General features: G+C 57.2%; 19 protein-coding genes and 1 pseudogene. 9 read left to right on the forward strand and 11 right to left on the reverse strand.

Annotation, left to right across the window (positions count from 1 at the left end):
- The first annotated feature begins 179 nt into the window (after window positions 1–179).
- Entirely contained in the window at window positions 180–1,367 is a 1,188-nt protein-coding gene (gene fdhA / locus ACT3TY_RS03445) for a formaldehyde dehydrogenase, glutathione-independent (RefSeq protein WP_192526869.1), read from the forward strand.
- Window positions 1,368–1,532: 165 nt separating this feature from the next.
- Here the strand turns inward: fdhA and ACT3TY_RS03450 are convergent, their stop codons facing one another.
- Window positions 1,533–2,639, reverse strand: coding sequence for a hybrid-cluster NAD(P)-dependent oxidoreductase (locus tag ACT3TY_RS03450; protein WP_192526870.1), 1,107 nt, complete (start codon window positions 2,637–2,639; stop codon window positions 1,533–1,535).
- A 368-nt stretch (window positions 2,640–3,007) separates the two neighbouring features.
- Here ACT3TY_RS03450 and ACT3TY_RS03455 point away from each other — a divergent pair, with 368 nt between their 5' ends.
- Entirely contained in the window at window positions 3,008–4,294 is a 1,287-nt protein-coding gene (locus ACT3TY_RS03455; protein WP_444627343.1) for an aromatic ring-hydroxylating oxygenase subunit alpha, read from the forward strand.
- A gap of 98 nt (window positions 4,295–4,392) precedes the next feature.
- On the opposite strand, the gene ACT3TY_RS03460 is transcribed toward ACT3TY_RS03455, so the two are convergent.
- Entirely contained in the window at window positions 4,393–4,626 is a 234-nt protein-coding gene (locus ACT3TY_RS03460; protein WP_444627345.1) for a hypothetical protein, read from the reverse strand.
- Between the two features lie 200 nt (window positions 4,627–4,826).
- Here ACT3TY_RS03460 and ACT3TY_RS03465 point away from each other — a divergent pair.
- The 3 genes and pseudogenes from ACT3TY_RS03465 to ACT3TY_RS03475 all read left to right on the forward strand — a co-directional run bounded on the left by ACT3TY_RS03465 (window position 4,827) and on the right by ACT3TY_RS03475 (window position 9,315).
- Window positions 4,827–6,403, forward strand: a pseudogene (locus ACT3TY_RS03465) (BCCT family transporter).
- 176 nt (window positions 6,404–6,579) lie between these two features.
- Complete coding sequence (locus ACT3TY_RS03470) at window positions 6,580–8,331, forward strand: sodium:solute symporter family protein (RefSeq protein WP_193054058.1); 1,752 nt, start codon at window positions 6,580–6,582, stop codon at window positions 8,329–8,331.
- 96 nt (window positions 8,332–8,427) lie between these two features.
- Window positions 8,428–9,315 carry a DMT family transporter gene (locus ACT3TY_RS03475; RefSeq protein ID WP_193054057.1) on the forward strand — a complete coding sequence of 296 codons (888 nt, stop codon included), beginning with the start codon at window positions 8,428–8,430 and terminating at the stop codon, window positions 9,313–9,315.
- Between the two features lie 81 nt (window positions 9,316–9,396).
- Here ACT3TY_RS03475 and etfB read toward each other — a convergent pair whose 3' ends face one another.
- The 7 genes from etfB to ACT3TY_RS03510 all read right to left on the reverse strand — a co-directional run bounded on the left by etfB (window position 9,397) and on the right by ACT3TY_RS03510 (window position 18,616).
- Entirely contained in the window at window positions 9,397–10,221 is an 825-nt protein-coding gene (gene etfB / locus ACT3TY_RS03480) for an electron transfer flavoprotein subunit beta (protein WP_192526875.1), read from the reverse strand.
- Window positions 10,211–11,488 (reverse strand): electron transfer flavoprotein subunit alpha, encoded by a 1,278-nt coding sequence (etfA, locus tag ACT3TY_RS03485; protein WP_444627346.1) that lies wholly within the window; start codon window positions 11,486–11,488, stop codon window positions 10,211–10,213. Before etfA ends, etfB begins: the two co-directional genes overlap by 11 nt.
- Window positions 11,485–13,506, reverse strand: coding sequence for a (Fe-S)-binding protein (locus tag ACT3TY_RS03490; protein ID WP_444627347.1), 2,022 nt, complete (start codon window positions 13,504–13,506; stop codon window positions 11,485–11,487). The genes etfA and ACT3TY_RS03490 overlap by 4 nt, the downstream gene beginning before the upstream one ends.
- An 84-nt stretch (window positions 13,507–13,590) precedes the next feature.
- Window positions 13,591–15,663, reverse strand: coding sequence for a dimethylglycine demethylation protein DgcA (dgcA, locus tag ACT3TY_RS03495; protein ID WP_193054054.1), 2,073 nt, complete (start codon window positions 15,661–15,663; stop codon window positions 13,591–13,593).
- Window positions 15,664–15,674: 11 nt separating this feature from the next.
- A complete protein-coding gene (locus tag ACT3TY_RS03500) occupies window positions 15,675–16,208 on the reverse strand; it encodes a DUF5943 domain-containing protein (RefSeq protein WP_192526879.1) in 534 nt (177 codons plus the stop codon).
- Window positions 16,209–16,304: 96 nt separating this feature from the next.
- The gene (locus tag ACT3TY_RS03505) at window positions 16,305–17,282 is read right to left on the reverse strand and encodes a dipeptidase (RefSeq protein ID WP_172116829.1); all 978 of its coding nucleotides are present in this window, start codon (window positions 17,280–17,282) and stop codon (window positions 16,305–16,307) included.
- Window positions 17,283–17,479: 197 nt separating this feature from the next.
- Entirely contained in the window at window positions 17,480–18,616 is a 1,137-nt protein-coding gene (locus tag ACT3TY_RS03510) for a GlxA family transcriptional regulator (RefSeq protein WP_444627349.1), read from the reverse strand.
- A gap of 344 nt (window positions 18,617–18,960) precedes the next feature.
- Between ACT3TY_RS03510 and mscL the strand changes: the two genes are divergently transcribed.
- The 4 genes from mscL to ACT3TY_RS03530 all read left to right on the forward strand — a co-directional run bounded on the left by mscL (window position 18,961) and on the right by ACT3TY_RS03530 (window position 23,508).
- The gene (mscL, locus tag ACT3TY_RS03515; protein WP_192526881.1) at window positions 18,961–19,464 is read left to right on the forward strand and encodes a large-conductance mechanosensitive channel protein MscL; all 504 of its coding nucleotides are present in this window, start codon (window positions 18,961–18,963) and stop codon (window positions 19,462–19,464) included.
- 236 nt (window positions 19,465–19,700) lie between these two features.
- Window positions 19,701–20,405, forward strand: coding sequence for a gluconate 2-dehydrogenase subunit 3 family protein (locus ACT3TY_RS03520; RefSeq protein WP_172116832.1), 705 nt, complete (start codon window positions 19,701–19,703; stop codon window positions 20,403–20,405).
- Between the two features lie 2 nt (window positions 20,406–20,407).
- Entirely contained in the window at window positions 20,408–22,180 is a 1,773-nt protein-coding gene (locus ACT3TY_RS03525; RefSeq protein WP_172116833.1) for a GMC family oxidoreductase, read from the forward strand.
- Between the two features lie 11 nt (window positions 22,181–22,191).
- Complete coding sequence (locus tag ACT3TY_RS03530) at window positions 22,192–23,508, forward strand: c-type cytochrome (RefSeq protein ID WP_216657974.1); 1,317 nt, start codon at window positions 22,192–22,194, stop codon at window positions 23,506–23,508.
- Between the two features lie 94 nt (window positions 23,509–23,602).
- On the opposite strand, the gene ACT3TY_RS03535 is transcribed toward ACT3TY_RS03530, so the two are convergent.
- Together ACT3TY_RS03535 and ACT3TY_RS03540 are read right to left on the reverse strand one after the other, a co-directional pair.
- Window positions 23,603–24,865, reverse strand: a complete 1,263-nt coding sequence (locus tag ACT3TY_RS03535) for a heme biosynthesis HemY N-terminal domain-containing protein (RefSeq protein ID WP_444627350.1) — start codon at window positions 24,863–24,865, stop codon at window positions 23,603–23,605.
- Window positions 24,862–26,316 carry a uroporphyrinogen-III C-methyltransferase gene (locus tag ACT3TY_RS03540; protein WP_444627351.1) on the reverse strand — a complete coding sequence of 485 codons (1,455 nt, stop codon included), beginning with the start codon at window positions 26,314–26,316 and terminating at the stop codon, window positions 24,862–24,864. The genes ACT3TY_RS03535 and ACT3TY_RS03540 overlap by 4 nt, the downstream gene beginning before the upstream one ends.
- Window positions 26,317–26,325: the final 9 nt, after the last annotated feature.

Below are 26,325 nucleotides of genomic sequence, written 5' to 3' on the forward strand. Positions count from 1 at the left end.
TAATCTTTAATTGGCCTGCTGATCAGGAAGCGTTTCTCGAAAGCGCTTCACATACGCCAGCTCGATTTAAAATAATGATGCCAGCGCAGTTGTTGGAGTGGCCCTTGATAGCGTCCTTGAGACCGCTCTCTGAGAAAACCTCTTGAGACTGCGCCAGCACCCGGAAGAGAGGATTTCGCATGTCCAACAATCGTGGTGTTGTTTATATCGGCGACGGTAAAGTCGAAGTTCAGGATATCGCCTACCCGAAAATGGAAACGCCCCATGGCAAGCCCATTGATCACGGTGTCATTCTGAAAGTAGTGTCCACGAATATTTGCGGCTCCGACCAGCACATGGTGCGCGGACGCACCACGGCGCCTACCGGTATGGTGCTGGGGCACGAGATCACCGGTGAGGTGATCGAAAAAGGCAAGGGCGTCGAGTTTCTAAACATTGGCGATATTGTATCCGTTCCCTTCAACGTCGCTTGCGGCCGCTGCCGCACCTGTAAAGAGGGCCACACCGGTCTTTGCCTGCATGTTAACGATGACCGAGCGGGCGGTGCCTACGGTTATGTTGATATGGGTGGCTGGGTGGGCGGTCAGGCGCACTACGTAATGGTGCCCTACGCTGACTTCAACCTACTCAAGTTCCCGGACCGTGATCAGGCCATGAGCCAGATTCGCGATCTAACCATGTTGAGCGATATTCTTCCGACCGGTTTCCACGGCGCCTTGAAAGCGGGCGTTGGTGCGGGTTCCACCGTGTACGTGGCGGGCGCAGGCCCTGTAGGGCTGGCCGCTGCCGCCTCGGCACGCCTGTTAGGCGCAGCGGTAGTGATGATTGGCGATTTCAACAAGGATCGCCTGGAGCACGCCCGCAAGATGGGCTTTGTACCGATTGATCTAAGCAAGCATGACCGTTTGGGCGAGATGATTGCTGCGGTGGTCGGCGAGCCTAGTGTGGACAGCGCCATTGATGCGGTGGGCTTTGAAGCGATCGGGCATGGCGGTAAAGAGCAGCCGGCAGTGGTGCTTAACCAGATGATGGAAGTCACTCGCGAAGGCGGTTCTATCGGCATTCCTGGTCTATACGTAACGGAAGATCCGGGTGCGACCGAGAAAGCCGCACAAACTGGTAGCCTGAGCCTGCGCTTTGGCCAGGGCTGGGCCAAGGGGCTCTCGTTCCATACCGGCCAGACGCCGGTAGTGCAGTACAACCGCCAGCTGATGCAGGCCATTCTGCACGGGCGTTTGAACATTGCCGAGATCGTTAACGCCCAGGTGATTTCGCTGGAAGATGCGCCAGCAGGTTACGAGCAGTTCGATGCGGGCGTGGCCAGCAAGTTCGTGCTTGATCCGCATGGATTGCTTGGTGTTGCCTGATTAAGCGCTAAAAGAAGCGGTAACCAACGCTAATAACGCTCATGGCTACGTGCCATGGGCGTTTTTTTGTGTTCGCTTAAGGCGAGTGTACGCCACAAAAAACGGATACCGAGGAGCTCAGTATCCGTTTTGGGTCGGGCTAGTGGTGAGTGAAGGGCTACCGCATTAGAAGTCGACTACCAGGTCACCTTTCGGTTTGCTGCAGCAGGACAGGATGTAGCCCTCTTCAATATCTTCGTCGGTGATACCGCCGTTATGCTCCATTTCCACCTCGCCAGATTTCAGCTCCACTCGGCAGGTGCCGCAGATGCCCATACCGCACGCCTTGGGAATATGCAGCCCCAGCTTGGCGGCTGCGGCGTGAACCGTTTCGCCTGCTTGTATACGTACACTTTTGCCCGACTGGGCAAATTCGATGTTGATCAGGTCCTCAGGCTCTGCTAGCTCGGCTTCCACTTCGGCCTGCTCGGCAAGCTCCAGGACGTCTTCCTGAACGTCAACCGGCGTCTCGCCAAACAGCTCTTCATGGTAGTGGTCCATGTTGTAGTTGTTGGCGCGCAAAATCGCTTTGATGGCATTCATATACGGTACGGGGCCGCAACAGAAGATCTCCCGCTCAAGGAAGTCCGGTGCCATCAGCTCAAGCATGGGCTGGGTTAGAAAACCGCGGTAGCCAGCCCATGCCTCACCGATATCTTCTTTCTTCTCGCACACGATATGGAGCTTGAATTCGGGGATGCGCGAGAACATGTGCACCAGCTCGCGATGGAAAATGACATCGCGCGGGGCACGGGCGCTGTGGATGAACTCCACATCGACGTTGGCGTTGGTATCGAAGAGCCAGCGCGTCATCGACATTAGCGGTGTGATGCCTACACCGCCTGAGAGAAGCAGCACCTTCTCGGCAGGAAAGTCGATGGAGTTGAAGTTGCCCACCGGGCCATGGACCACTAGCTCGTCGCCGACCTTTAAATTGGCATGCAGCCAGTTGGAGACCTGGCCCCCCGGCACCTGCTTGACCGTGATTGAGAAGCTGTAAGGCACAGAGGGAGAGCTTGAAATCGTATAGGAGCGCATAACGGGCTGATTATCGATTTCGAGCTCTAGTGTCACAAATTGGCCCGGCTTGAAGAAGAACATTACCGGCTGTTCAGCCATAAAGCAGAACGTGCGAACGTCCCAGGTTTCCTGAATGATCTTGACGCACCGCACATGGTGGCGGCCGTTGGTCCAGGTTTGGGTCGTGACGGGATTAAAGAAGTTCGTTGTCATCGTCGTCTCAATATGGCCGTGCTATCGCGTTGCCTTCACCGGCCCGTCCTGTCTGCACGGTCCAGCACCATTAACCTGCATTCTGGGTACGCGCTTTATGACCAGCTTGCCTGTTAGCGACACGCACTTACCTTGCGGCACCTTCTGCCTATCAAAAATCTCCGCCCACGTCGTCGCCACGCCACATAGTGTCGTGGGCAGACAATTGAAAGCAAATGGCGTGGACCACAATCCATCAACAAGTAGCAAGCGCTGCGCGCTTCACACAATCGCCAGGTTCAGCAACTTAACAACAACACAATTACGTTTGGTTAATGACTCTGTCGCCACCCTGGGTAAGGGAGGCGGTATTTAAAAGGATATCTGGTATGAACAAGACAATGGATGACACACTCAACGACCCTCTGGCTGCCATGCGTGAAGCGACGGTTGATATGCTACAGTCCCGCGCGCACGCGTTTTCTCTACCCCAACCGTTCTATAACGACGCCCGCTTGTTTGCGCTCGACATGCAGGAAGTCTTTGAAAAAGAGTGGCTATTCGCAGGGATGACCTGCGAGATCCCGGCCAAGGGCAACTTTATGACCTTGGAAATCGGTGATAATCCCGTTGTGATTGTGCGTGGCGGTGAAGGCCAGATTCATGCTTTTCATAACGTATGTCGCCATCGTGGCTCACGGCTGTGCACCAAGGACAAAGGAAAAGTCGCTAAACTGGTATGCCCCTACCATCAGTGGACTTACGAGCTTGACGGCCGCTTGCTGTTTGCCGGAAGCGACATGGGTACGGACTTCGACCTTAACCAGTTCGGGCTGAAGCCGGTTAGCGTGCGCACGGCGGGGGGCTTTGTATTTATTAATCTGAGCGATAACCCGCCCGCCATCGACGACCTCCTGGAGACGCTTGAGCACTACCTTGAGCCGTACCAGATGGATAACGTCAAGGTCGCTGTAGAGTCGAGTATTATTGAGCAGGCCAACTGGAAGCTGGTCATCGAGAATAACCGCGAGTGTTATCACTGTAATGGTGCGCACCCAGAGCTTTTGAACTCGCTAATCGAGTTTGACGATACCGAAGACCCGCGCGCGACGGACAAATATAAAGACCTGGTGACCCGCAAGCAGGCCGATTGGAACGGCGAGCAGGTGCCTTGGCGGCTCAAGCGCTTTGACAAGCGTAACCGCCTGACGCGCACACCGCTACTTGATGGCGTGGTCTCCATGACCATGGATGGCAAGCCAGCGTGTAACAAGCTGATGGGCCGGTTGACCAGCCCGGACATGGGCTCGCTGCGCATTCTGCACCTGCCCAACTCCTGGAACCACTTCATGGGCGACCATGCCGTCGTGTTCCGTGTATTGCCGCTTGGCCCGCAGAAAACCATGGTCACGACCAAGTGGCTGGTGCACAAGGACGCGGTAGAGGGCGTGGATTACGACCCGGAAAACATGCGTCGCGTGTGGGACGCCACCAACGATCAGGATCGCCAGCTGGCGGAAGAGAATCAGCGCGGTATCAACTCCAAGGCCTACCAGCCCGGCCCCTATTCACCAACCTACGAGTTTGGCGTCATCGACTTTATTGATTGGTACTCCGAGCGCATGCTCAGCAATCTGGGAAGCGATAGCGTATCGCTGCAGTTGGCGCAGGGCTAACAGCACGCTGATGATGGGCTGGCCCGCTTTGGCGGGCCGGCCTGCGTTTAGCAATTGCCAATCCGTTAATCAACTCATTAATCAATCAGGTCACGCCCTTACCCAAGGGGCAGAAAACGCTCAATCGCGTGGCGCACCGAGGGCAGCAGAATGTCCTTTTGATCCATAAGCTTGCCTGCCAACGCTGGCAGCTCGGGGATCTCCTGCTTTCGATGGGCCTCAGCGGCGATTTGCGCACACGTATCGGGGTTGGCGTTCTCTGGAATATCGATACCCAGCGTGGTCAGCTGCGCCCGGAAATCATCACCATCAATCAGTTCGACAATCATCATGACGGCATCCTCTCTTGTGTTGGTTGTTGGTCTGTCAGTGTACCTATAAATCGGCTAGCAATAGCGCTGGCAACGCGGCAATAGCTATGCCGGGGTCGGTTTTGAATAACTGGGAAAGTGAGTATCGCCTAAAACTTTAAACGCCCTATCCGCCACCTCGGCGGTTAGCGTACAGAAAAAAATAACAACGAGGATAACCTATGGACCATGATGATCCTGTTTTGACCCCCGGTCAGGATAACAAGCAGGTGATGGGGCTGGATTTCCATAACCCCGTCTTTCCGCTCTCCGCACTCGCCATTCTGCTGTTTATTCTTTATGCGCTGATCTATCCCGATGCGCGAATACCCAGCTTGGCCTTGCCAAGAACTGGTCGATTGAGCATTTCGACTGGCTGTTCATGATTGCGGGTAATATTTTTGTAGTGTTCTGTCTGGCGCTTATCTGTTTGCCGGTTGGGCGGATACGCTTGGGCGGGAGTGATGCCAAGCCGGAATACTCGCGCACCTCCTGGTTCGCCATGCTGTTTGCGGCGGGCATGGGTATCGGGCTGATGTTCTGGAGTGTTGCTGAACCAGTGGCCTACTACACCGATTGGTACGGTACGCCCTTGAATATTCCCGCAGGTACACCGGAGGGCGCTAGCGCCGCCATGGGCGCCACCATGTTTCATTGGGGGCTTCATCCATGGGCGATCTATGGCGTTGTCGCGCTATCCTTGGCTTTTTTTACCTACAATAAAGGCTTGCCGCTAACCCTGCGATCTGCTTTTTACCCGATTTTGGGTGAGCGAACGCGCGGCTGGGCAGGCCATGCCATTGATATTCTTGCCGTATTGGCAACCATCTTTGGCTTGGCAACGTCGCTTGGCTTTGGCGCTACCCAAGCGGCTGGCGGGCTTGCCTACCTTTTCGACATACCCAATACCCTTGGAACGCAGATGGCAATCATCCTGGTGGTTACGGTGATTGCACTGTTTTCGGTATGGCGGGGAATCGACGGTGGCGTCAAGCTGTTCTCGAACATCAATATGGTGGTCGCGGCAGTGCTGCTGCTGTTTGTGGTAATCGCCGGACCGACGCTGATGATTATAACGGGAATTGGCACCACGGCAGTGGACTATGTCAGCCATATCCTGCCGCTTTCGAACTGGATTGGCCGCGATGATGACGTCTGGTATCACGGCTGGACCATCTTCTACTGGGCGTGGTGGATCTCCTGGTCGCCGTTTGTGGGGATGTTTATTGCCCGTGTATCCCGGGGGCGCACGGTACGCGAGTTCCTGATTGCGGTGCTGTTGGTGCCGACGCTGGTCACGCTGGTATGGATGAGCACCTTTGGCGGCGCGGCACTGTTTCAGGCCGAAAATAGTATGGGCGAATTAGCCAACGGCATCAGCGACGTTTCGCTTGCCATGTTCCACATGCTGGAGCTACTGCCGTTCACTGGCATCACCTCGACGCTGGCGATTGTACTGGTGCTGGTCTTTTTCATTACCTCGGCGGATTCTGGTTCCCTCGTCATCGACAATATCACCGCGGGCGGGAAAACCGATGCGCCCAAGGGGCAGCGGGTGTTCTGGGCCGCGCTTGAAGGCGTCATCGCTGGTGTGCTGCTTTACGGTGGCGGTAGCGCGGCGCTTAGCGCGCTGCAAGCAGGCGCGGTGGCGACAGGGTTACCCTTTACGCTGGTGCTTCTGCTGATGTGTTTCAGCCTTTATAAAGGGCTTCACAAGGAGTGGCGCGAGCTCAATGCGGTGCCCAAAATAGCGCGATAGTCAGATTTTTTGCTGTACTTTGTTGTTGCCAATAGGGGCGCCATTTCAATGGCGCCCCTATTGGTTAGCGGATATCGTGTCGTGATTCCTGCATGCGTTGCCGCTAATAGCAAAGAGTAGACAGCCAAAGCGTTGCACCATGGCTAAACAATATTAATAACCTGACGGCTATTCTCATGATTTACACCATCGCAATACTGCTCAGCCTGGTGGGCTACTTTGTTATCGGGCATCTCGCCGGACGGCGCGTAAAAGGTCTGGATGATTATCTGGTTGCTGGCCGCAATGCCCCCACTTTTTTTATCCTGGGTACGCTGGTAGCAAGCTATCTCAGCACCAGCGCGTTTCTCGGTGAAACGGGTTTTGCCTATCAGGGCTATCCGTTTGTGATGCTGATCTTCGCGGCCGTCAGCACCTCGGGATGCCTGCTGGGTGCGCTGGTGTTTGGGCGTTACCTTCGGCGCAGCGGGGCACGTACCGTGCCGGAATTTTTTGGCAAGCGCTTTGCCTCGCGCCGTGTTCAGGTGATTGCCGGGCTGACCACGATTATCGGCCTGGGCGCGTATCTATTAGGTGTTATGCAGGGCGCGGGCATCATGTTCTCTGAGCTGACCGGCATGCCGTACTGGGTCGGATTGGTATTGGTGTGGGCAACGTATACGGGTTTTATTCTCTATTCGGGCTCGCCCGGCGTCATGCTCACCGACACCATCATGTTTGTGATCTTCTCGCTGGCAGCCTTGGGCGGTTCGATCTATGTGATTCAAGATTTGGGCGGGTGGAACGGTGTGGTTGAAGGCCTGCTTACCCAAACCGACAAGCCCGGCATTGCGCTATGGCACGGCGTGCTGGAAGGGCCTGAGGCCAACTTCTCCTCGCCTGGCGAGGCGCTTACCTGGGGGCTAACACTCGGCCTTGTGTGGGCGGCGGTGCTGGCGGCGAGCCCTTGGCAATCCAGCCGTTACTTGATGGCACGCAATGAGCACGTGGTAATGCGTTCGGCCATGTTGACGGCAGTGGCGCTGGCCATCTTCTACGCATTGATGATGATGACCGGGGCGGCCATCAATCTTTACGATGCTGGGCTGGACCCGGAGCGCTCCATGATTTGGGTGGCGCTCAACGTGCTGCCAACCTGGCTTGGCGTGGTCATTCTAACGGGCGTCTTTGCGGCGGGGCTATCGTCATGCTCGACGTTTCTGTCGATCATCGGCTTTAGCCTCTCCAACGATATCCTCTCAGCCTCGCAAGATGAGACGTCGGCCATGCGTAAAAGCCGTATTGCGGTGCTCGCTGCGGGCTTGATAGCACTGCTGCTGGCACTGTTTCAACCGCCTGCGGTTATGTCAGTGGTATGGTTTGCCGCCACGCTATTTGCCTCTTCCTGGGGGCCGGTTGCCTTGATGAGCATCTGGAGCAAGCGGATTACCGCCGCAGGCGCGGGCTGGGGCTTAGCGGTGGGCTTTGTGGGCAACGTCGCGCTGTCGATGATGATTCAGGCCGAGTGGCTTAGCCTGCCGGTATATTTGCACCCGGTACTGCTAAGCACCTTGATGGCGCTGGTGGCGATTACGCTGGCTTCCAGGTTTACCCATGTCAGCCAGGCCGAGAAAGAGTACCAGACGTTTCTGCATACATTTGATGCTCAGGCCGTCAGTGGCTGGGTGACAGGCACCCGTGTGATTGCCCTGTGCACCATGCTTTCCGGTGGCGCCATCGGGGTATTTCTCTGGCAACAGTACGCGGTCACGTTGGCCGGGTTCGCCGAGCAGTTTAGTGTGCCTGGCAGTGCCGTACAGGGTGGCTATATGCTGGCGGTCGGCTGCGGGAGCATGTTGCTGATGGCGGGAGCCGTAGGGTTCTGGGTAGTTCGCCCTCGCCAGCAGAGGGCTTCAACTGCGCCGGTGGCCGTGTCACCTGGCCGTTAACACGGCCTGGGCCGTGAGCCTGCGCTCAACTGTTACGCTTAACCGCTCGCCCATGGGTGAGCGGTTATCTTTTTCTGCCAACCGGGAGTCAATATCATGCAGTTAAGTGGTTATCAGCGCGGTCTGTTGATGGTGGTACTGGGGGTGGTGTTTCTCAGTTTCGACGGCCTGCTGATCCGCCTTGCCGATACCGAGGGTTGGACCATCGTCTTCTGGCGCGGCTTTTTGATGTTCTGTGTGCTGGGGCTGGCGTGTTGTCGAGGCAACCGACTGGCCACGCTACGCGTGAACCCTTTTTCATCGCTGGTTTCGGCAATACTATTGGGGCTGATTTCGGCGCTTTTCGTACTCGCGGTGATGAACGCCAACGTAGCCAACGTGGTGGTGATCCTTAGCACTGCGCCGCTGTTCGCCGCCCTGTTTTCACGAGTGTTTCTCAAAGAGCGTGTTGCTTTGCGCACGCTGGTTGCGATCGCTGTCTGCATGCTGGGCATGAGTTTGGTCTTTATGGGCGAGGGCGCTCACGGCATGCTGGTAGGCAATCTTTATGCGCTGGCGGCGGCAGCGGCGATTGGCGGTAATTTGACGGTGCTGCGCCGCTTTCCGAGCATTGATCGCATCGTAGTGATTGCTGGCGGGGGCTTGCTTTCTGCGGCTATCGCGCTGCCTTTGGCTTCGCCGTTTGCGCTGGATGCTCCGCGCTATGGCGTCCTCGCGGTGATGGGGCTTATTCAGATGCCGCTGGCCACCGTGCTGATCAACAGCGCGACCCGCTATCTGCCGTCGACGGAAGTGGCGTTGTTCTATCTGGTTGAAACCGCGCTGGGTACGCTTTGGGTATGGTGGTTGTTGGGCGAGCAGCCCACGGCCTCAACGCTTGCGGGCGGGGCGGTGGTGATCAGCGTGCTGATGGTACATGCGGGGATTGGCCTGCATTTGGAAAGGCAGCGCCTGCGGCTATACTCGGGCTTTATGGGAAAGTAGTACGTTTGCCGCTCATGAACCTGGACTAAAAAGCCCGCCGAGAAGGCGGGCTGACAGTATCGTTATCGTGAAGCAGTGCGCCTAACGCAGTACTCCTTCCTCCTTGAGCAGTTTGAAGATCGCTTCGGCACCCTGTTCTGGGGTGACGTCGTTAAGTGTCTGCCCACCACCACCGCCGGACTTGGCAGCGGCGGCTTTGAAACGGTCACGCGCCGATGATGACTTAACGATCTTAAGCCGCTTGGGACGCTTGCGCGCTGGCTGGAACTGCCAAGTGCTTAGCGCTTCATCAAGCTCGCTGGCCGCTTTTTGATGGGCTAACTCGCCGCGCCTGGCGGGGCCAAAGGCACTTTGGCGGGCCGCAGGCGCGCTGCTGTCCACCGTGGCAAGCGCCGGTAGACGAATGCGCAGGCGCCGCCGCTTGCCGCGCGGCAATGCTTGCAGCACCGTGATCACTCCCTGCTCGACCTTTTCTACCGCCGCTAGACCGGTAATGATCGGCCAGCCAAGCGCCTCGGCCAGTAGGTAGGGCGTTACACCCGAGGCCTCGCCGGTTTCGGCGCGAGTACCGGTCAGCACCAGCTGCGGGGCGCTGGCGCGTAACGCGTTGGCCAGCGCGGGGATTACATCGGCGTGGGGTTGCTGCTCGATCAAGCCAACAGAGTTGATACCCATGCCGAGATAGCCGCGGATGGCCTCTTCATGATCGCTATTTTGCTGGCCGGCATGTAGCAGGCTGACCGAGGCGTTTTCCAGCGTCAGGGCCATTTCTACCGCTCGGGCATCCTGGTCGGCGCGGCGTGCGCGCGCGGTCAGTGGGTGTTGGCCTACCGAAACCAGTACAGCGACGTTCAGCGCGTTGGCGGTTGATTGCTTGGCACTTTTGTTACTGACATCATGCGGCATCGCGATTCTCCTGCTGTTCAGCGCGGTACTGCTCAACCCGTGTAACAAGGGCAGCGAGTATCTGGCTGGCATCGCCGATCACTGCCAGGTCGGCACGTTTGACCATATCGCAGCCTTCATCGAGGTTGATCGCCACCACCTTCTCGCAGCTCTGAATGCCCTGAAGATGCTGGATAGCGCCGGAGATTCCTACCGCTACATAAACGCGGGCAGAGACCCAGGTGCCGGTGGCGCCCACTTGGCGGTCGCGCGGCATAAAGCCGTCATCCACCACCACCCGTGAGGCGCCTTTGGTGGCGCCGAGCACCTCGGCAGCGTGATGATAGCTATCCCAGCTTTTCACGCCATTGCCAGCAGAAAGGATAAATTCTGCTTCCGCGAGCGATACGCTGGCCGGGTCCACCGCGACTTCGCCCATGTCCTCAATGCGGCCGAGTATTTCGGGAAGCCCGTTAGAAAGTGTGATCGGCTCAGCCGCGTGGCGGGTTTCGCTGACCGGGTCGGCGCACTCGGCCAAGGCCAGTACGATACGGGGCAGGGCGCGGGTAATGTCGTTTCTACCTGCCGCACCACGTGCGGTACAGCGCCAGCCGGTAGCGCTTTCAGTGTCTGCCTCGACCTGCCAGACCTGAGCGGCCGGGCGCTCGCCAAGCCTTGTGGCGAGGCGCCTGCCGAGCTCACCGCCAACGCTTGAGTCGGGTAGCAGCCAGTAGCGGGGCATCATTTCACGATCTACGCTCTGCAAGGTGGCGACGCTAAGCTCCGGTAGGTAGCCCGAGAAACGCTCGCCTTCCAAGTGCAGTAGCCGGTCAATACCCGCCTCGTCAAAGGTGGTTTCTTTATGCTCGCCAAACACCACGGCCAGTACGGCACCAGGCTGGGTCGGGTCGGCATCGGCTAGCTGGCGGGCAAGCCCTAACAGATCACGGTCGTGGGAGGAAAGGCGCCCACCAGCCATATCCGGTACGACCGCCACCATAAAGGCGGGAGTATCGATAGTGACCGGTGTCCTCGTATCCTTGGCCTCAACGCTGCGCCCTGGCGCCTGTGCCGCCTGCTGGACGCCGCTACGATCAATGCGCCGAATGCCGTTGGGACCGATGAAGCCGACCGCATGGGGGTTGCGGCGCATCACGCCGTTAGGCCCCATCCATTCGCTGGCTACTGCGCCGCCACCCAGTTCGGCAAGCATCTCCAGATGTTGCGGGTGCAGGCGGTTGCGGGCGATCCACTCTTTACGAGGGTCACGACGAACAAGCTCGCTCATGGCATTACCTCCAGGGTGGCGCGCGGTGATGCTGGCGCGGGCTTACTTTGGGTCGCCTTTTCGTCAGGCGTTGTGATGATCAACGCGTCGGCGACCAGTTCGGCGATATCCTTGATGTCAGCGCGGGGTTCTACCACGCCTTCAAGCATCGCAGTGCACTGTGGGCAGCCTACCGCGACCAGGTCAGCACCGGTTTCGCGAACATCTTCCATACGCATATCGGGAATCCGCTGCTTGCCAGGAATATCGGTGATCGGTGCACCGCCACCGCCGCCGCAGCAGCGCGAGCGATAGCCAGAGCGAGCCATCTCCTTAACCTCAATCCCTAGCGCCTTGAGCACCGCGCGTGGGGCTTCGTATTCACCGTTATAACGGCCCAGGTAGCAGGGGTCGTGATAAGTCACGTTGCCGCCTTTCCAGGCTTTGAACGTGAGCTTGCCGTCGGTGACGAGCTGGTTGATATAGGTGCTGTGATGGAAAACCTCATACCGGGAAGGCATGTCGGCGGTGCTTAGATCGGCGTACTCGTTTTTCAGCACGTGGAAACTGTGCGGGTCACAGGTAACGATGCGTGCGAAGCGGTACTGGCTCAACGTCTTAATGTTGCGCCGCGCCAAACTCTGGAAAGTAGCCTCATCGCCCAGACGGCGGGCGACATCGCCGCTATCACGCTCTTCATTACCCAGTACGGCGAAATCGATCTCGGCAGCACGCAGCACACTGATAAACGCGCGTAGCGTGCGCTGGTTGCGCATGTCAAACACGCCGTCGCCCAGCCACAGCAGCACCTCGGCTTCGCGCTTGTCGGCCATCAGCGGCAGATTGAGGTCTGCCGCCCAGTGCAGGCGTGAGTCAGGTTCGAAGCCGCCGGGGTTGTCGGTCGCAATCAGGTTGTCTAGCACTTCGGCGCCCTTATTGGGCGTATTACCGTGCTCCAGGGTCAGAAAGCGGCGCATATCGACGATGGCATCAACGTGCTCAATCATCATGGGGCACTCTTCAACGCAGGCGCGGCAGGTCGTGCAGGACCACAACGTTTCGGCATCCACCAATGCGCTACCCGTGCGGGCAACAATCGGGTCGTGGGGGCTGCCGCCATGCTCGCCGACCGGCTTGCCGGGGTAGGGCGAGCCTGCATAGTGGGCGTCGGTGCCGCCTGCCATGCCGACTACCATGTCCTGAATCAGCTTCTTGGGGTTGAGCGGCTGGCCGGCGGCAAAGGCCGGGCAGACGGCTTCACAGCGCCCACACTGAACGCAGGCATCAAAGCCTAACAGCTGGTTCCAGGTGAAGTCAGCCGGTACCTCAACGCCGAGCTTGGCACTTTCGTCATCCAGCGCCAACGGTTTGAGCCCGGTTGAGCGGTGCTCTCCGCCAGCGCGCTTGGAAAAACGCTCGGGGCGGCGATGAAAGGCCAGGTGCAGGGCGCCGGCAAAAGCGTGTTTCATCGGCCCGCCCCAGGTCATGCCGAAGAACATCTCGCCAAGGCCCCAAGTGATGACACCGGCCAGCACCAGTGCAGCCAGCCAGCCTGCTCCGCTTTGGAAAAAGCCTTCTGGCAGAATGCCGGCAGTGGGCAGCGTCACCACGAACATGCCGATGGAGAACGCCATTAGGCTCTTGGGCAGGCGCATCCACGGCCCTTTGGAAAGCCGTGAGAGTGGCGGGCTGCGCCGCTTGGCAACCACTAAACTACCCAGGAACATGCTCACCGTGGCGGCCAGCAATACCCAGGCCAAGATAGTGCTATCAAGCCCAAAGCCATGTACCACAATCGCCAGTAATGCGGCCAGCACAAAGCCGCCCGCGGTGGCCACGTGGGTATGGGAGATGAGTTTATCCCGTTCGACAACGTGGTGTAGATCCACCAGGTAGCGCCTGGGCACCTGCATCAGGCCGCGGATAATCGGTGCAGGAGAGGGCCGCCCCTGGCGCCACAGACGCACACGGCGCACAGCACCAATGGCGGCCAGTAACAGCGCAGAAAACAGCAGTATCGGTAGGAGGGTATCAAGCATGGCGTCTCTCCTCTCAGAGACACCGTAAGTACGAAATGTCATGAGCCTGATGGCCCATGACATTCAGCTTACAGCGTTAGTGGGTCAGAAGTCCTTGCATAACCGCAGCGCGTCATAAATGGCGGCATGCGTGTTGCGTGGCGCGGTGCAGTCACCCAGACGGAATAGCACGAAGCCATCGCCGCTTTCAGACAGACAGGGCTGAGGCTTGATCGCGTAGAGCGCTTCGATATCGGTCTGGCCCTTGTTACGCGACTGCTCCTTGAGGCTGTAGTAGAGGGCTTCATCCGGGCGCACGCCGTTTTCCACCACCACCTGATCCACCACCCGCTCTTCTAACGCGCCGGAGTACTCGTTTTCAAGCACCGCCACCAGTGAGTCGCCTTCGCGATATACCTTATGCAGGGCGAGATCTGAGGTCATGATCACCTCTTTCTCGTACAGGCTGCGGTAGTAGGTCGGGAAGGTGGTGCCACCCACCGCGGCACCCGGCTTGATATCGTCGGTAACGATCTCGACCTTTGATCCCTTGTCTGCCAGGTAGTCGGCCGCTGAAACGCCGGAGAACTCGCAGATAGTGTCGTAGACCAGTACATTCTTGCCCGGCGCTACGCTGCCGCTAAGAATGTCCCAGGTGCTGACCACCAGGCTCTTGCCCAGGTCGCTGTCGTAACCCCACTCCGGTACCTGAGAGAGGAACGGCTGCCCACCGGTAGCCAGAATTACTATGTCCGGGCGCAGATCAGCAATGGTCGCTTCGTCGGCACGGGTATTCAGGCGCAGGTCGATCTCAAGGCGTGCCAGCTCCAGCTGGTACCAGCGAGTGATGCCAGCAATCTGATCGCGCTGGGGGGCTTTCGAGGCCAGAGTGATCTGACCACCGAGCTGATCCTGGGCTTCAAACAGGGTGACATCATGACCGCGCTTGGCACATACGTGTGCCGCTTCCATGCCCCCCGGGCCACCGCCCACGATGACTATCTTGCGTTTGGGGCCTTCGCTTTTCTCGACAATATGCGGCAGCCCCATGTATTCACGTGCGGTCGCGGCGTTCTGAATACACAGCACGTCGAGTCCTTGGTACTGCCGGTCGATGCAGTAGTTGGCACCTACGCACTGTTTAATCTGGTCGATCTGGCCCATCTTGATTTTGGCGATGATGTGCGGGTCGGCAATATGAGCACGGGTCATGCCCACCAGGTCCACGTAGCCACCTTCAAGAATACGCTGGGCCTGATTGGGGTCCTTGATGTTCTGGGCATGGATGACCGGCACATTGACCACTTCCTTGATGCCCGAGGCCAGGTGCAGGAAGGGCTCCGGCGGAAACGACATGTTCGGAATGACGTTGGCCAGGGTGTTGTGGGTATCACAGCCAGAGCCTATCACGCCGAAGTAGTCGATCATGCCGGTGGCGTCATGATAGGCCGCGATGCGCTTCATTTCCTCGTGGTCGAGGCCATCGGGGTGGAACTCGTCCCCGGTAATGCGCAGGCCCACCACGAAGTCATTGCCCACCTCGGCGCGCACCGCCTTGATCACTTCCATGCCAAAACGCATGCGATTTTCGAAGCTGCCGCCCCACTCATCGGTGCGCTTGTTGACGCGCGGGCTCCAGAACTGATCAATCAGGTGCTGGTGTACGGCAGAGAGCTCAACGCCGTCGAGACCGCCTTCCTTCGCCCGGCGCGCGGCCTGGGCGAAGTCACCGATAATGCGCCAGATCTCTTCTACTTCGATCGTCTTGCAGGTCGAGCGATGCACTGGCTCGCGAATGCCCGACGGCGATACCAGCGTCGACCAGTCGAAGCCATCCCAGCGTGAGCGACGGCCCATGTGGGTGATCTGGATCATGATCTTGCCGCCATGCTTGTGCACGGCATCGGCCAGGTTCTGAAAGTACGGGATGATGCGGTCGGTCGAGAGATTGACCGAACTCCACCAGCCCTGGGGGCTGTCGATGGAAACAATCGACGAGCCGCCACAGATGCACAGGCCGCAGCCGCCCTTGGCCTTCTCTTCGTAGTATTTGACGTAGCGGTCCGTGGTCATGCCGCCGTCGGTCGCGTGCACCTCGGCGTGGGCCGTACTGACCACACGGTTACGAATAGTTTGGTTGCCGATCTGGATCGGCTTGAACAGTGCCTCAAATGCCATGGCAGCGATCCTCAGTTCTTGGGCGTGACAACAAACAGGCCGTACTCACAGCCCTTTTCGGCGCCGCTTTGGGTCTGTTCGGCAACCGTGCGCAGCGAGCTTCCACGCGCACTCAGAATCTGGTCCATGGCACCGGCAAACCAGCCGGTGAACATGTACTCGATTTTACGGTCCACTTTGCCCATCTGATACACGAAGGCGCTGTGTTCAAGGCGTACGCGGGCCGTGCCTGCATTCAGGTCAATCTCTTCGGTCACGAAGATGCCCCAACCGCGCTGCGAAAGACGCTTCATGTAGTGTTCGAACACGTCCACGCCTTCCATACCGTGGAGTTCGGCCTCTTTTTCACACCAGTGCCAAGCGCTTTTATAGCCCGCTTGGTAGAGGATGTCGGCGTATTTTTCAGCACCCAGGGCCTCTTCAATGGCGACGTGGTTGTTGACGAAGAAGTGGCGCGGGACATACAGCATCGGCAGCGCGTCGGTTGTCCAGATACCGGTTTCGCTGTCGACGTCAATCGGGAGTTCGGGGGCGGTTTTGGTCACGGTTGTATTCCTTACACTTATATTTATTCAAAAGACATTGAGTTATTCAGTGGCTTCCAGGGTCTCATCGAACGGCAGTACAGGCTGTGCATGTACTTATTCGCCCCACACATCCTTCAAGGTTCTAACCCAGTTCTCGCCCATGATTTTTCTGACCTGAGATTCGCTCAGGCCGCGCTTGAGAAGCGCCTCTGTCAAGTTGGGGAATTCGCCGATAGTACGGATACCTTCGGGATTAATGATCTTGCCGAAGCTGGTCAGGCGGCGGGCATAGCCCTTGTCGTGGGTCAGCCACTCAAAAAAGTTCTGGTCATGGCCTTGGGTGAAATCGGTGCCGATACCGATGGCGTCTTCACCCACGATGTTCATGATGTACTCAATCGCTTCGCAGTAGTCGTCGATGGTCGAGTCAACGCCCTTCTTGAGGAACGGGGTGAACATGGTGACGCCGACAAAGCCGCCGTGGTCGGCGATGAACTTGAGCTCTGCATCCGACTTGTTGCGCGGGTGTTCCTTGAGTCCGGAGGGCAGGCAGTGGGAGTAGCACACCGGCTTTTTGGACTCAAGAATGACTTCTTCAGAGGTCTTGGCGCCTACGTGGGAAAGATCGCACAGCATACCCACACGGTTCATTTCGGCAACGATCTCGCGGCCAAAGCCGGACAGCCCGCCGTCACGCTCGTAGCAGCCAGTACCGACCAGGTTTTGGGTGTTGTAGCACATCTGCACAATGCCCACGCCGAGCTGTTTGAAGATCTCGACATAGCCGATCTGATCTTCAAAGGCGTGCGCATTCTGGAAACCAAAGATGATTCCGGTCTTGCCCTCTTCCTTGGCGCGCATGATGTCGGCGGTGGTACGCACCGGGCGAACCAGGTCGCTGCACTCTTCCATCAGTTTGTTGGAGGCGACAATATTGTCCACCGTTGCCTTGAACCCCTCCCAAACCGAGACAGTGCAGTTGGCTGCCGTCAGGCCGCCACGGCGCATGTCTTCCAGCAGTTCGCGATTCCATTTGGCAATGATTAGGCCGTCAATGACGATGGCGTCCTGGTGTAATTCGGCAGGGTTCATAACGTGGCTCCTGAATTGTTTATGTAGGGAGCATAGCGCTGAGGTGGTGCCTATCTGCTCTTGGAAACGACGATGGAAATTCCAAAAGCGTCATCATGAGAAATGCAGGCACAGGAAGCCTGGTGAATAAGCAGAAAACACGGTACAAAAAAAAGAGCCGCCTTGCGGCAGCTCTAGTTCAGCGGTGGTACACCCGTTTAGCCAAGCGGAACGCTGGCAAAGGTGGGTTCGCCCTGGGCATAGGCCAGAGCCAGCAGCGCGCTTGATGCCGGCTCGTTGCTGACAGGTTCTGCTCCCCAGCGCTTCAGCAGCGGAGGAATTTTTTCCGGCGCTTTTTGGCGTGTATGGATGCCCAGGCGCTCATCGCGTGGCGGAATACCAAAACATTCCCGATAGCACTTGGAAAAATGCGGGGTAGAAACAAAGCCGCATACCGAGGCAATCTCAATGATCGAGAGAGGCGTTTGTTTGAGCAGTTGGCGTGCCCTGACCAGGCGCAGCTTTAGGTAATACCTGGAAGGCGAACAGTGTAAGTAACGCTGGAACAGTCGCTCCAGCTGGCGGCGGGAAACATCGACATAGCTTGCCAACTCATCAAGCTCAAGCGGCTCTTCAAGGTTGGATTCCATCAACGCGACGATTTCCAGCAACTTGGGCTGCGTCGTACCCAGCACGTGTTTTAACGGCACGCGCTGCTGATCCTGCTCGTTGCGCATACGCTCATAGACGAACATTTCGGAAATACCGGCGGAAAGCTCCTTGCCGTGATCGTGAGCGATCAGGTTGAGCATCATATCCAGCGGCGCCGTGCCGCCCGAGGCAGTGAAACGGTCACGGTCAATGGAAAACAGCCGCGTCGTCAGGACGACTTTCGGAAAGGCTTCCTGAAGAGAGGCCAGGCACTCCCAATGAATGCTGATTTCATAATGATCCAGTAAACCCGCCTGACCCAGCGCCCAGCTACCGGTACAGATAGCACCCAAGCGTCGCAACTGGCGCGACTGAGCCTGTAGCCATTGAATATGCTCGCGGCTAACACTGTGCTGAGGAGCGACCCCGCCACATACGACCACCCAATCAAGTGAGAGTGGCGCATGGATAGAGGCGTCCGGCGTCACATTAAGGCCGTCGCTGGCGCGCACCGGTGCACCGTCCTGAGTCAAGGTATACCAGCGGTAAAGCTCTCGCCCCGCCAACTGGTTTGCCATACGCAGTGGTTCAATCGCTGACGCCAGCGAAATGAGGGTGAAGTTGTCCAGCAGCAGAAAACCGAGCGTTTGCGGTATGTGCGAGTGACCTACTGGCATGGTTTTTTTGGATTGATCGGTGGTCATGGTCTTTACCTCTATCACCTAACATCATTGATGTTCTTTTTATTATCGTTCTATGTCGCTGGTGTCTTGTTTTGAGTCCCTGCGCTAGATACGTGCTGCTTGCCTGCATATTGGCACGAATGACGCTTATACTGACAAAGCAATCTGAAAGGCAATGCAACGGGTGTTGCAAATAGAATGCTTGAGGTCGTTTTAAAGGCGGTAAATACCGATACTAAGCGGGTGTCAGTGATTAGCGAAACGTTTTTTCAACATTCAGTGTCGTTTTAATAAGTCATTGAACCCAAAGGCTTTTCACGCAAAATCGCTATAAGCTCATAACCTGAATACGCAAGGAGGCATCAATGGCGAGGTTTTTCAAGGAGTTCCGCGAGTTCGCCGTTAAAGGCAATGTGGTAGACATGGCGGTGGGCATCATTATCGGCGGCGCGTTTACACTGATTGTGCAAAGCCTGGTAAAAGATGTCATGAATCCGGTGATCGGCCTGTTGGTCGGCGGTATCGACTTCTCTAACCTGTTTGTCGTGCTTCGAGAGGGAGCAACGTCAGCGCCGTACCCCACACTTGCGGCGGCTCAGGAAGATGGTGCGGTGACCCTCAACCTTGGCCTGTTTATCAATGCGGTCGTCAGTTTTACGATTGTTGCCTTTGTGGTCTTCATGCTGGTGAGGACTATCAACCGCTTAAAGCGTGAAGAGGTAGAGGCGCCCAAAAGTCCGGTCGAAAAGCCCTGCCCCTACTGCTATATGACGGTGCCTATCAAAGCGACCCGCTGCGGACACTGTACGTCAGAGCTGCCGGTGCCTACGGAGGCTGAACAGCAATCTCTCAAGGACGCATCGCCTTAAATTTTTTTAATTCATTGCTTTTTTTGCGCCCGGCGTGTGGTTTAAGCACCGGGCGTTTTTATTTGCAGCTATTTCAAAATCACTACTTAACTCTTTATACCCTCTGGATTTGTAGAGCAAAGGGCGAGCTTATCGTTAACCTGCTAAACAAGATGTCATGTACTAGACTGACTGAATTAGCCCGATATCTAACAATAAAAATACCGTGATTTAACAAAGCAAAGAGGAGCAGGTCCGTGAGTCTTAAAAATGAATCGCGCCGACGATTTATGCAGGGAGCGTTAACCAGCATTCCTGCCATCACCTTGGGGAGCGGCGTTTCACTCACCGCTTCCGCCAGCGAACCGCCAGAACAGTTAAGTGACTATCAGCCGGTCTTTTTTGATGCAGACGAATGGGTTTTTATGCTCGCGGCCTGCGACCGGTTGATTCCCAGCGATGGGCCTGGCCCCGGTGCCCTGGAAACCAATGTGCCCATCTTTATCGACAGGCAGATGGAAGGCAGCTTTGGGTATGCCACTGACTGGTATATGAAAGGCCCTTTTCCTGACAATGTATCACCATTGATGGGCTATCAGTCGCCACTGCTCCCTCGGGAGGTTTACCGGGCGGGGATTGCCGCCACGCATGACTACTGTGTACGCCAATACGGGCAGGCGTTCGCCGCGTTGGATAACGCCACGCAGGAAGAGGTGTTGCAGCAGCTTGAGCGGGAAAACATTACTTTTGAGCATGTCAGTGCCCGCCAGTTTTTTGCCTTTTTGCTGCAAAACACCAAGGAAGGCTATTTTGCCGACCCCATCCATGGCGGCAACAAGCACATGGCCGCTTGGAAGTTCATCGGCTTCCCTGGTGCCCGGGGGGCGTACCTGGAGTGGGTCGACCAACACAATGTCAAATATCCATTAGGGCCGGTCAGCCTTACCGGCGAAAGGGGATAAGCATGGCGAAAACAAATCCACCGGTTGATGTTGTACTGGTTGGTCTGGGTTGGACCAGTTCGATCATGGGCATGGAGCTGACAGACGAAGGGCTGAACGTGCTGGCGCTTGAGCGCGGTGAAGACCGCGATACCGTGCCGGACTTTGCCTACCCGAAAATCGCCGATGAGCTGACTTATGGCGTACGCTATAAATTGATGCAGCGTCCGGCTAAAAGCACGCTGACGGTTCGTCATGGCCTGGGTGATATGGCGGTGCCTTATCGCAGCCTGGGTTCATTTCTACCCGGTGATGGGGTGGGTGGGGCCGGCGTGCACTGGAACGGACATACCTGGCGGCCACAGCCTCAGGAACTGCGTCTTAAAAGCTATGTCGAGGAGAATTTCGGCGCCGATATCATTCCTGACGAAATGACCATTCAGGATTTTGGCGTTAGCTACGACGAGCTGGAGCCCTTTTTCGACTATTTTGAGAAAGTGGCGGGTATTTCCGGTAAAGCGGGTAATCTGAATGGTGATATTCAGGAAGGCGGCAACCCGTTTGAGGGATGGCGCTCAAACGAGTACCCCATGCCGCCGCTCGCGCGTACCTTTAACGACACGCTGTTTGCTGATATGGCGCGTGATCAGGGGCTACACCCTTTTCCCTTGCCCGCTGCTAACGCTTCAGAAGCGTATATCAACCCTTACGGCATGCAGCTTGGGCCGTGTAACTTCTGCGGTTTTTGCGAACGCTATGGCTGTCTGAACTACTCCAAGTCCTCGCCCCAGACCTGTATTCTGGGCGTACTCAAGCGGCGTGAAAATTTCGCTTACCAGACCAATAGTGAAGTGCTCCGAGTGGAGCTTGATAGCGATGGCAAGAAAGCCACCGGTGTGACCTACATCGATGGCGAGGGCTCTGAAGTCTTCCAACCGGCTGACTTGGTGGTGTTGGGCGCTTACTCGCTCCACAACGTACATTTGATGCTGGTATCGGGTATCGGTACCCCTTATGACCCGGTAAGCGGTGAGGGCGTGGTCGGCAAGAACTACGCCTATCAGATGAACGGTGGCTCAACGCTCTACTTCAAGGATCAAGAGTTCAACCCTTTTATTGGCGCAGGCGGCAATGGTGAGATCGTTAACGACTACGGCGTTGAACAGATCGATTTTGCCCAGGAGGGCTTCATTGGCGGCTCGTATATCAATGCCGCGATGACCAATGGGCAGCCGATTCGCAACATGCCGCTGCGCTCAGATGCGCCGAGCTGGGGCGCTGGCTGGAAGCAGGCCGTGCAGGAAACCTATGGTCACACCATGACGATTGGTTCCCATGGCAGCAACATGGCCTACCGCGACTGCTATCTGGACCTTGACCCCAACTATACCGACGACCATGGGCGCCCGCTTATGCGTATGACGTTTGATTGGAAAGCAAACGATGTGCGCATGACCCAGTTCATGAAGCAGAAAATCGACACGCTCTCCAAGGCGCTGGGCCCGGATGACTACAAGCTCTCGTTCAAGGATTTCGATTCACGCTATGACGTCCGCCCTTACCAGACAACTCATAACGTCGGTGGCGCGATCATGGGCACCGACCCTTCCAGCAGCGCACTGAATCGCTATTTGCAGAGTTGGGATGTCCACAACGTATTTGTGATGGGTGCCAGTGCCTTTCCGCAGAATATTCAGTATAACCCCACGGGGCTGGTCGGCGCTTTGGCTTATTGGTCGGCCACAGCAATTCGCGAGCAGTATCTACTCAACCCCGGACCTCTGGTCCAAGCCTAAGGAGAGCGATCATGATGATTCATCGACAATGGCGCCAAGGGCTGGCGGGCGTGGGTCTGTTAAGCGTGGCGGCACAAGGCGTGGCGTTTGACCAGACCGAAATAGAGCGCGGGGAGTACCTTTCCCGAGCGGGCGATTGCGTTGCCTGCCATACCGCGCCGGGTGGCGAACCTTTTGCAGGCGGCCTGGCGGTTGAAAGCCCCTTTGGGGAGATTTTCTCGACCAATATTACCTCCGACCCGGAGACCGGGATCGGCAACTATACGCGCGATGAGTTTGCCGCGGCGCTGCGCGATGGTGTACGTAATGATGGCAAAAAGCTGTATCCAGCCATGCCGTATCCGTCCTACTCGTTAATTACCGATGACGATATTGACGCCCTCTATGCCTACTTTATGGAAGGCGTGGCGCCGGTATCGAATCAGCCGGAGCGCACAGATCTGAGCTTTCCGTTTAATCAGCGCTGGGGTATCGGGCTTTGGAACTGGCTTTTCGTGTCCTCTGAACCTTTCACGCCCTCTAGTGATCGAAGTGATGAGCTGAATCGGGGGGCTTATCTGGTACAGGGGTTAGGCCACTGCGGCAGTTGCCATACGCCGCGCGGGCTGTTTTTCCAGGAAAAGGCCATGAACGATGAGGGCAGTGACTTCCTGAGTGGAGAAACGCTGGAAGGCTGGTACGCGCCGAATTTACGGGGTAGCGGCAATCAGCGCCATCCGCTTCAGCGCTGGAACGAAGAGGATATCGTTGTCTATCTGGAAACCGGACGCAATGATCATAGCGCTGTAGTCGGGGAGATGACTTCGGTAGTTGCGCACAGTACATCGCATCTGGAAGAGGCCGACCTGTATGCCATCGCAGGCTATCTCAAATCGCTGCCCGCAGGGGAAGGTGACGAGGCGCCGCGCGATGAACAGGCCGCCGAGCAGACCCAGGCGATGCTGACCCACGCCGATGTAGACGGTAATACCGGCGCCCGGCTCTATCTGGATAACTGCAATGCCTGCCACTTTGCCAATGGTAAAGGCGCCTCGCAGGTCTTTCCGTCCTTGGTGGGCAGTTCGCTGGTCAATGCCGAGGATCCCACCGGGATCATTCGCGTGATTCTGTCCGGTGCCCGTATGCCTTCGACCGAGAAGCGGCCGGAAGCGTTGGCCATGCCCGATTTTGCCTGGCGGCTTTCTGATGATGAAGTGGCTGAAGTCGCTAACTTCGTGCGCTCGGCCTGGGGTAATGAAGGCGGTGAGTTAAATGCTGACAAGGTGGCCGATGTGCGAGATACGCTGCCGGAAGATCGTCCTACCAGCGCGCCTGACTATATCGACTAGCGACATTGATGGGTTAGTTAGACCAGCTAGAGCTATACGGTAGGTAGAAACAAAAACGGGTGCCCAAAAGGGCTCCCGTTTTACGTGAGTCACGTTAAGCGCGTTTTTTAGCCGCTTTTGTATCCGGTTTTTGGCTGTCGCTGGCATCGCTGGGTTGAGGAAGCGAAGGCAGTGACTGGGCCAGCATTTCTACGCTGTGACGGTAGTAAAGCTGGCTTTTATTGTGTTCACCAAGGCTTGCGTAAAGACGCGCAAGTTCGGCGCACACTTCGCCGTTGGGGCGTTGGCGCTGGCTGGCTTCAAAGTACTCCAGGGCTTTTTCCCACTTGCCGGTACGCAGCGAGAGGCGGCCGCAGGTCAGCAGTAGCTCGGGATCGTTGGGGCGCTCTTGCAGCCACTTTTCAGCTTTTGCCAACTGACGTGCTGCGTGTACGTTAAGCAGGCCGTAGCGCTTCACCAGCCGGGCATCCCAGTGATGATCCAGCGAGTGGTTCAGCAGGCGCTCGGCGATGCTCTCTTCGTTCGACTGAACCAGCGCATCGGTATACAGCACGACCAGTTCGGTATTGCTACGCAGGTACTCGGGCATGTCTGCCCAGAGGCCGCGAACACGCTCAATATTGCCGGGGTTTTTAGCTTCAAAAACAATCAGCTCACGGTACGCCTTGAACTCAAGCTGTTCGCGCTCCTGCTGGGCAATCAGCTTTTGGGCAGCCAGGCGTGGCAGCAGCCAGCGTAGGCCTTCCCAATCGTTGACGCTTAGGTGCACCTGCTTGAGCAGTTTTAGCACCTGCGGGTGGTCGCTTAGCTTTCTGTCCAGGCGATTCAAAATGGCTAGCGCCTCTTCAGGCTGCTGTCGATCAATCATCAGCTGCGCCTGCATCAAACCAATGGCCGTGTCGGCGCCTTCGGTGGTGAGTTGTGCCTGGTTCAAGTGCTCTTGAGACTTCGTGTGATTGCCCTGGTAGTGCGCTGCAAGGGCGGCCGACAGATAGTTAACCAGCGGCGTGCTGGAGTCATTAGCGGCGTGGACCAGGGTTTTTTCGGCTTTCTTCCAGCGGCCTTCCGTCAAGGCGACCAGACCACGCACGGTACGCTTCATGGCACGGCGATTACGCGCACGGCTATTCCAGGTACGGAAACGGCCCACAGGACGAATAATGCCGGTCAGCAGACGCAGCGCAAAATGCACCACAATAAAGGCGGCCAGCAGCAGAATCAGACCAAACCAGAACGATGTCTGGACGGACGTATCACCCACCCGAATTAACCAGTAGCCAGGTACCGACATCATCAGGTGCCCAAACAGGGCGCCGACGGCTAGGCCCGCGACCAGCAGGAGAATAAGTTTTCTCATGCATCACCTCCCTCTTCGCCATTTTGCTGGCGCGTCCTGAAGCGGTTTTCAATAAACTGGGTCATGGCCTGCTGGGAGGCACTGATATCCGGCAGTTCCGGCTCAATGTCGGCCTGTTTAAGCTCCTGAAGGCGCGAGATCACGCTTTGCGTGGCGTCGCTGTCCAGGTCGTAGTAGCCGTTAAGTAATTCCAGCGCTTTATCGATGCTGGCTTCATACAGCGGCTGCTCCTCTTTCAACAGGGCAAGCTGGGCCTGCTCAAGAATCAAGCGCAGGCTTTGGCGCAGGTACGACTCTTGCTCGGGAGTGACCAGCATTTCCATCGGTTCGTCGTGATGACGAATCACGATCAGGTCTTTAAGCTCTTCACCAAAACGTGCCAGCTGACGCTGGAAGTTGCCGGTAGGCGGCTGCTCAATGCCGGAGGTGACGGCGCGCTCTTCCACTTCCTGCGAAAGACGCAGGCTGGAAACGCGTTCTTGTAGCGCATTAAGCGCTAGATAGAGTCCCGTACGATCCACACGCGGCACGCCATCCAGTTCGGCAAGCTCGTTAGCGATGTCACGACGCACGGCGGTTAGCGCCGGGTTGTCAGCATCCGCCAGGCGGGCGTCGGCGGTACGCAGCAGCGCAGCAGCACCGTCAACATCGCCTTCAAGCTGGAGGCGCTGATTTGCCAGGCGCAGCAGGTAGGCCGCTTCTGCATGTAGCCAGTCGCGGTCGTCGGTATCTTGCGTCTGGGAAAGCTGGTTCAGCACGTTATCCAGCGTGCTGTTGACGTCGCTGCGGTAGCTATCAAGCTCGCTGCGTAACTCTTCCAGCGTGCCATCAAGGGCCTGGGTACGTTCGCGTTCGCTGCTTTCAATGCGTGATTCAAGCTCGCTCACGGATTGCTGCGTCGCGCTGCTGTCGGTCTGTTGGCTTAACGCATTGATGCGCTGTTGCTGGCTATCAAGGCGTTGCCAGCCCTGCCAGGCCACTACAATAAGCGCCACGCCCAGCACCAGTACCAACACCAAGGCTAACAGGCCGCCTTTGCGGCCTTTATGCTGCTCACCTCCACTTGGGGGAGGCGGCGTTGTGCCTTTTCCACCGTTACCGGAGGGGCGATTGGGCGTTGCCGTATTGCCATCGGGATCTTTCTTAGCCGTGGCAGGTTCTGTAACGCTGGCTGTCGATTTTTCGCTGTTAGGCGTCGTACTGGGAGGGGGGGCGGTGGCAGAGGCCGCGTCAGGTTTGCCGCTGTTTTTGCCACGCCGACGAGAGCTAGCATTTTTAGGCGCGTTGCTTGATGGTTCGGCAGCCGAGCTTGCGGGTGGGCTGCTTTCAACCGCGCTTGATGGCGAGGGAGTTGAGGTAGACGCGGCAGTTTCGCCCGGCGTGGCGCTTTTTTGAGGCGCGTCGGCGGACGCTTTTTGTACGTCTTCCTGGTCGTTTGGTTGTTTGCTCATCTGTCGCTA

The organism is Halomonas sp. AOP22-C1-8 (assembly GCF_052378905.1).
Lineage (GTDB): Bacteria > Pseudomonadota > Gammaproteobacteria > Pseudomonadales > Halomonadaceae > Vreelandella > Vreelandella citrativorans.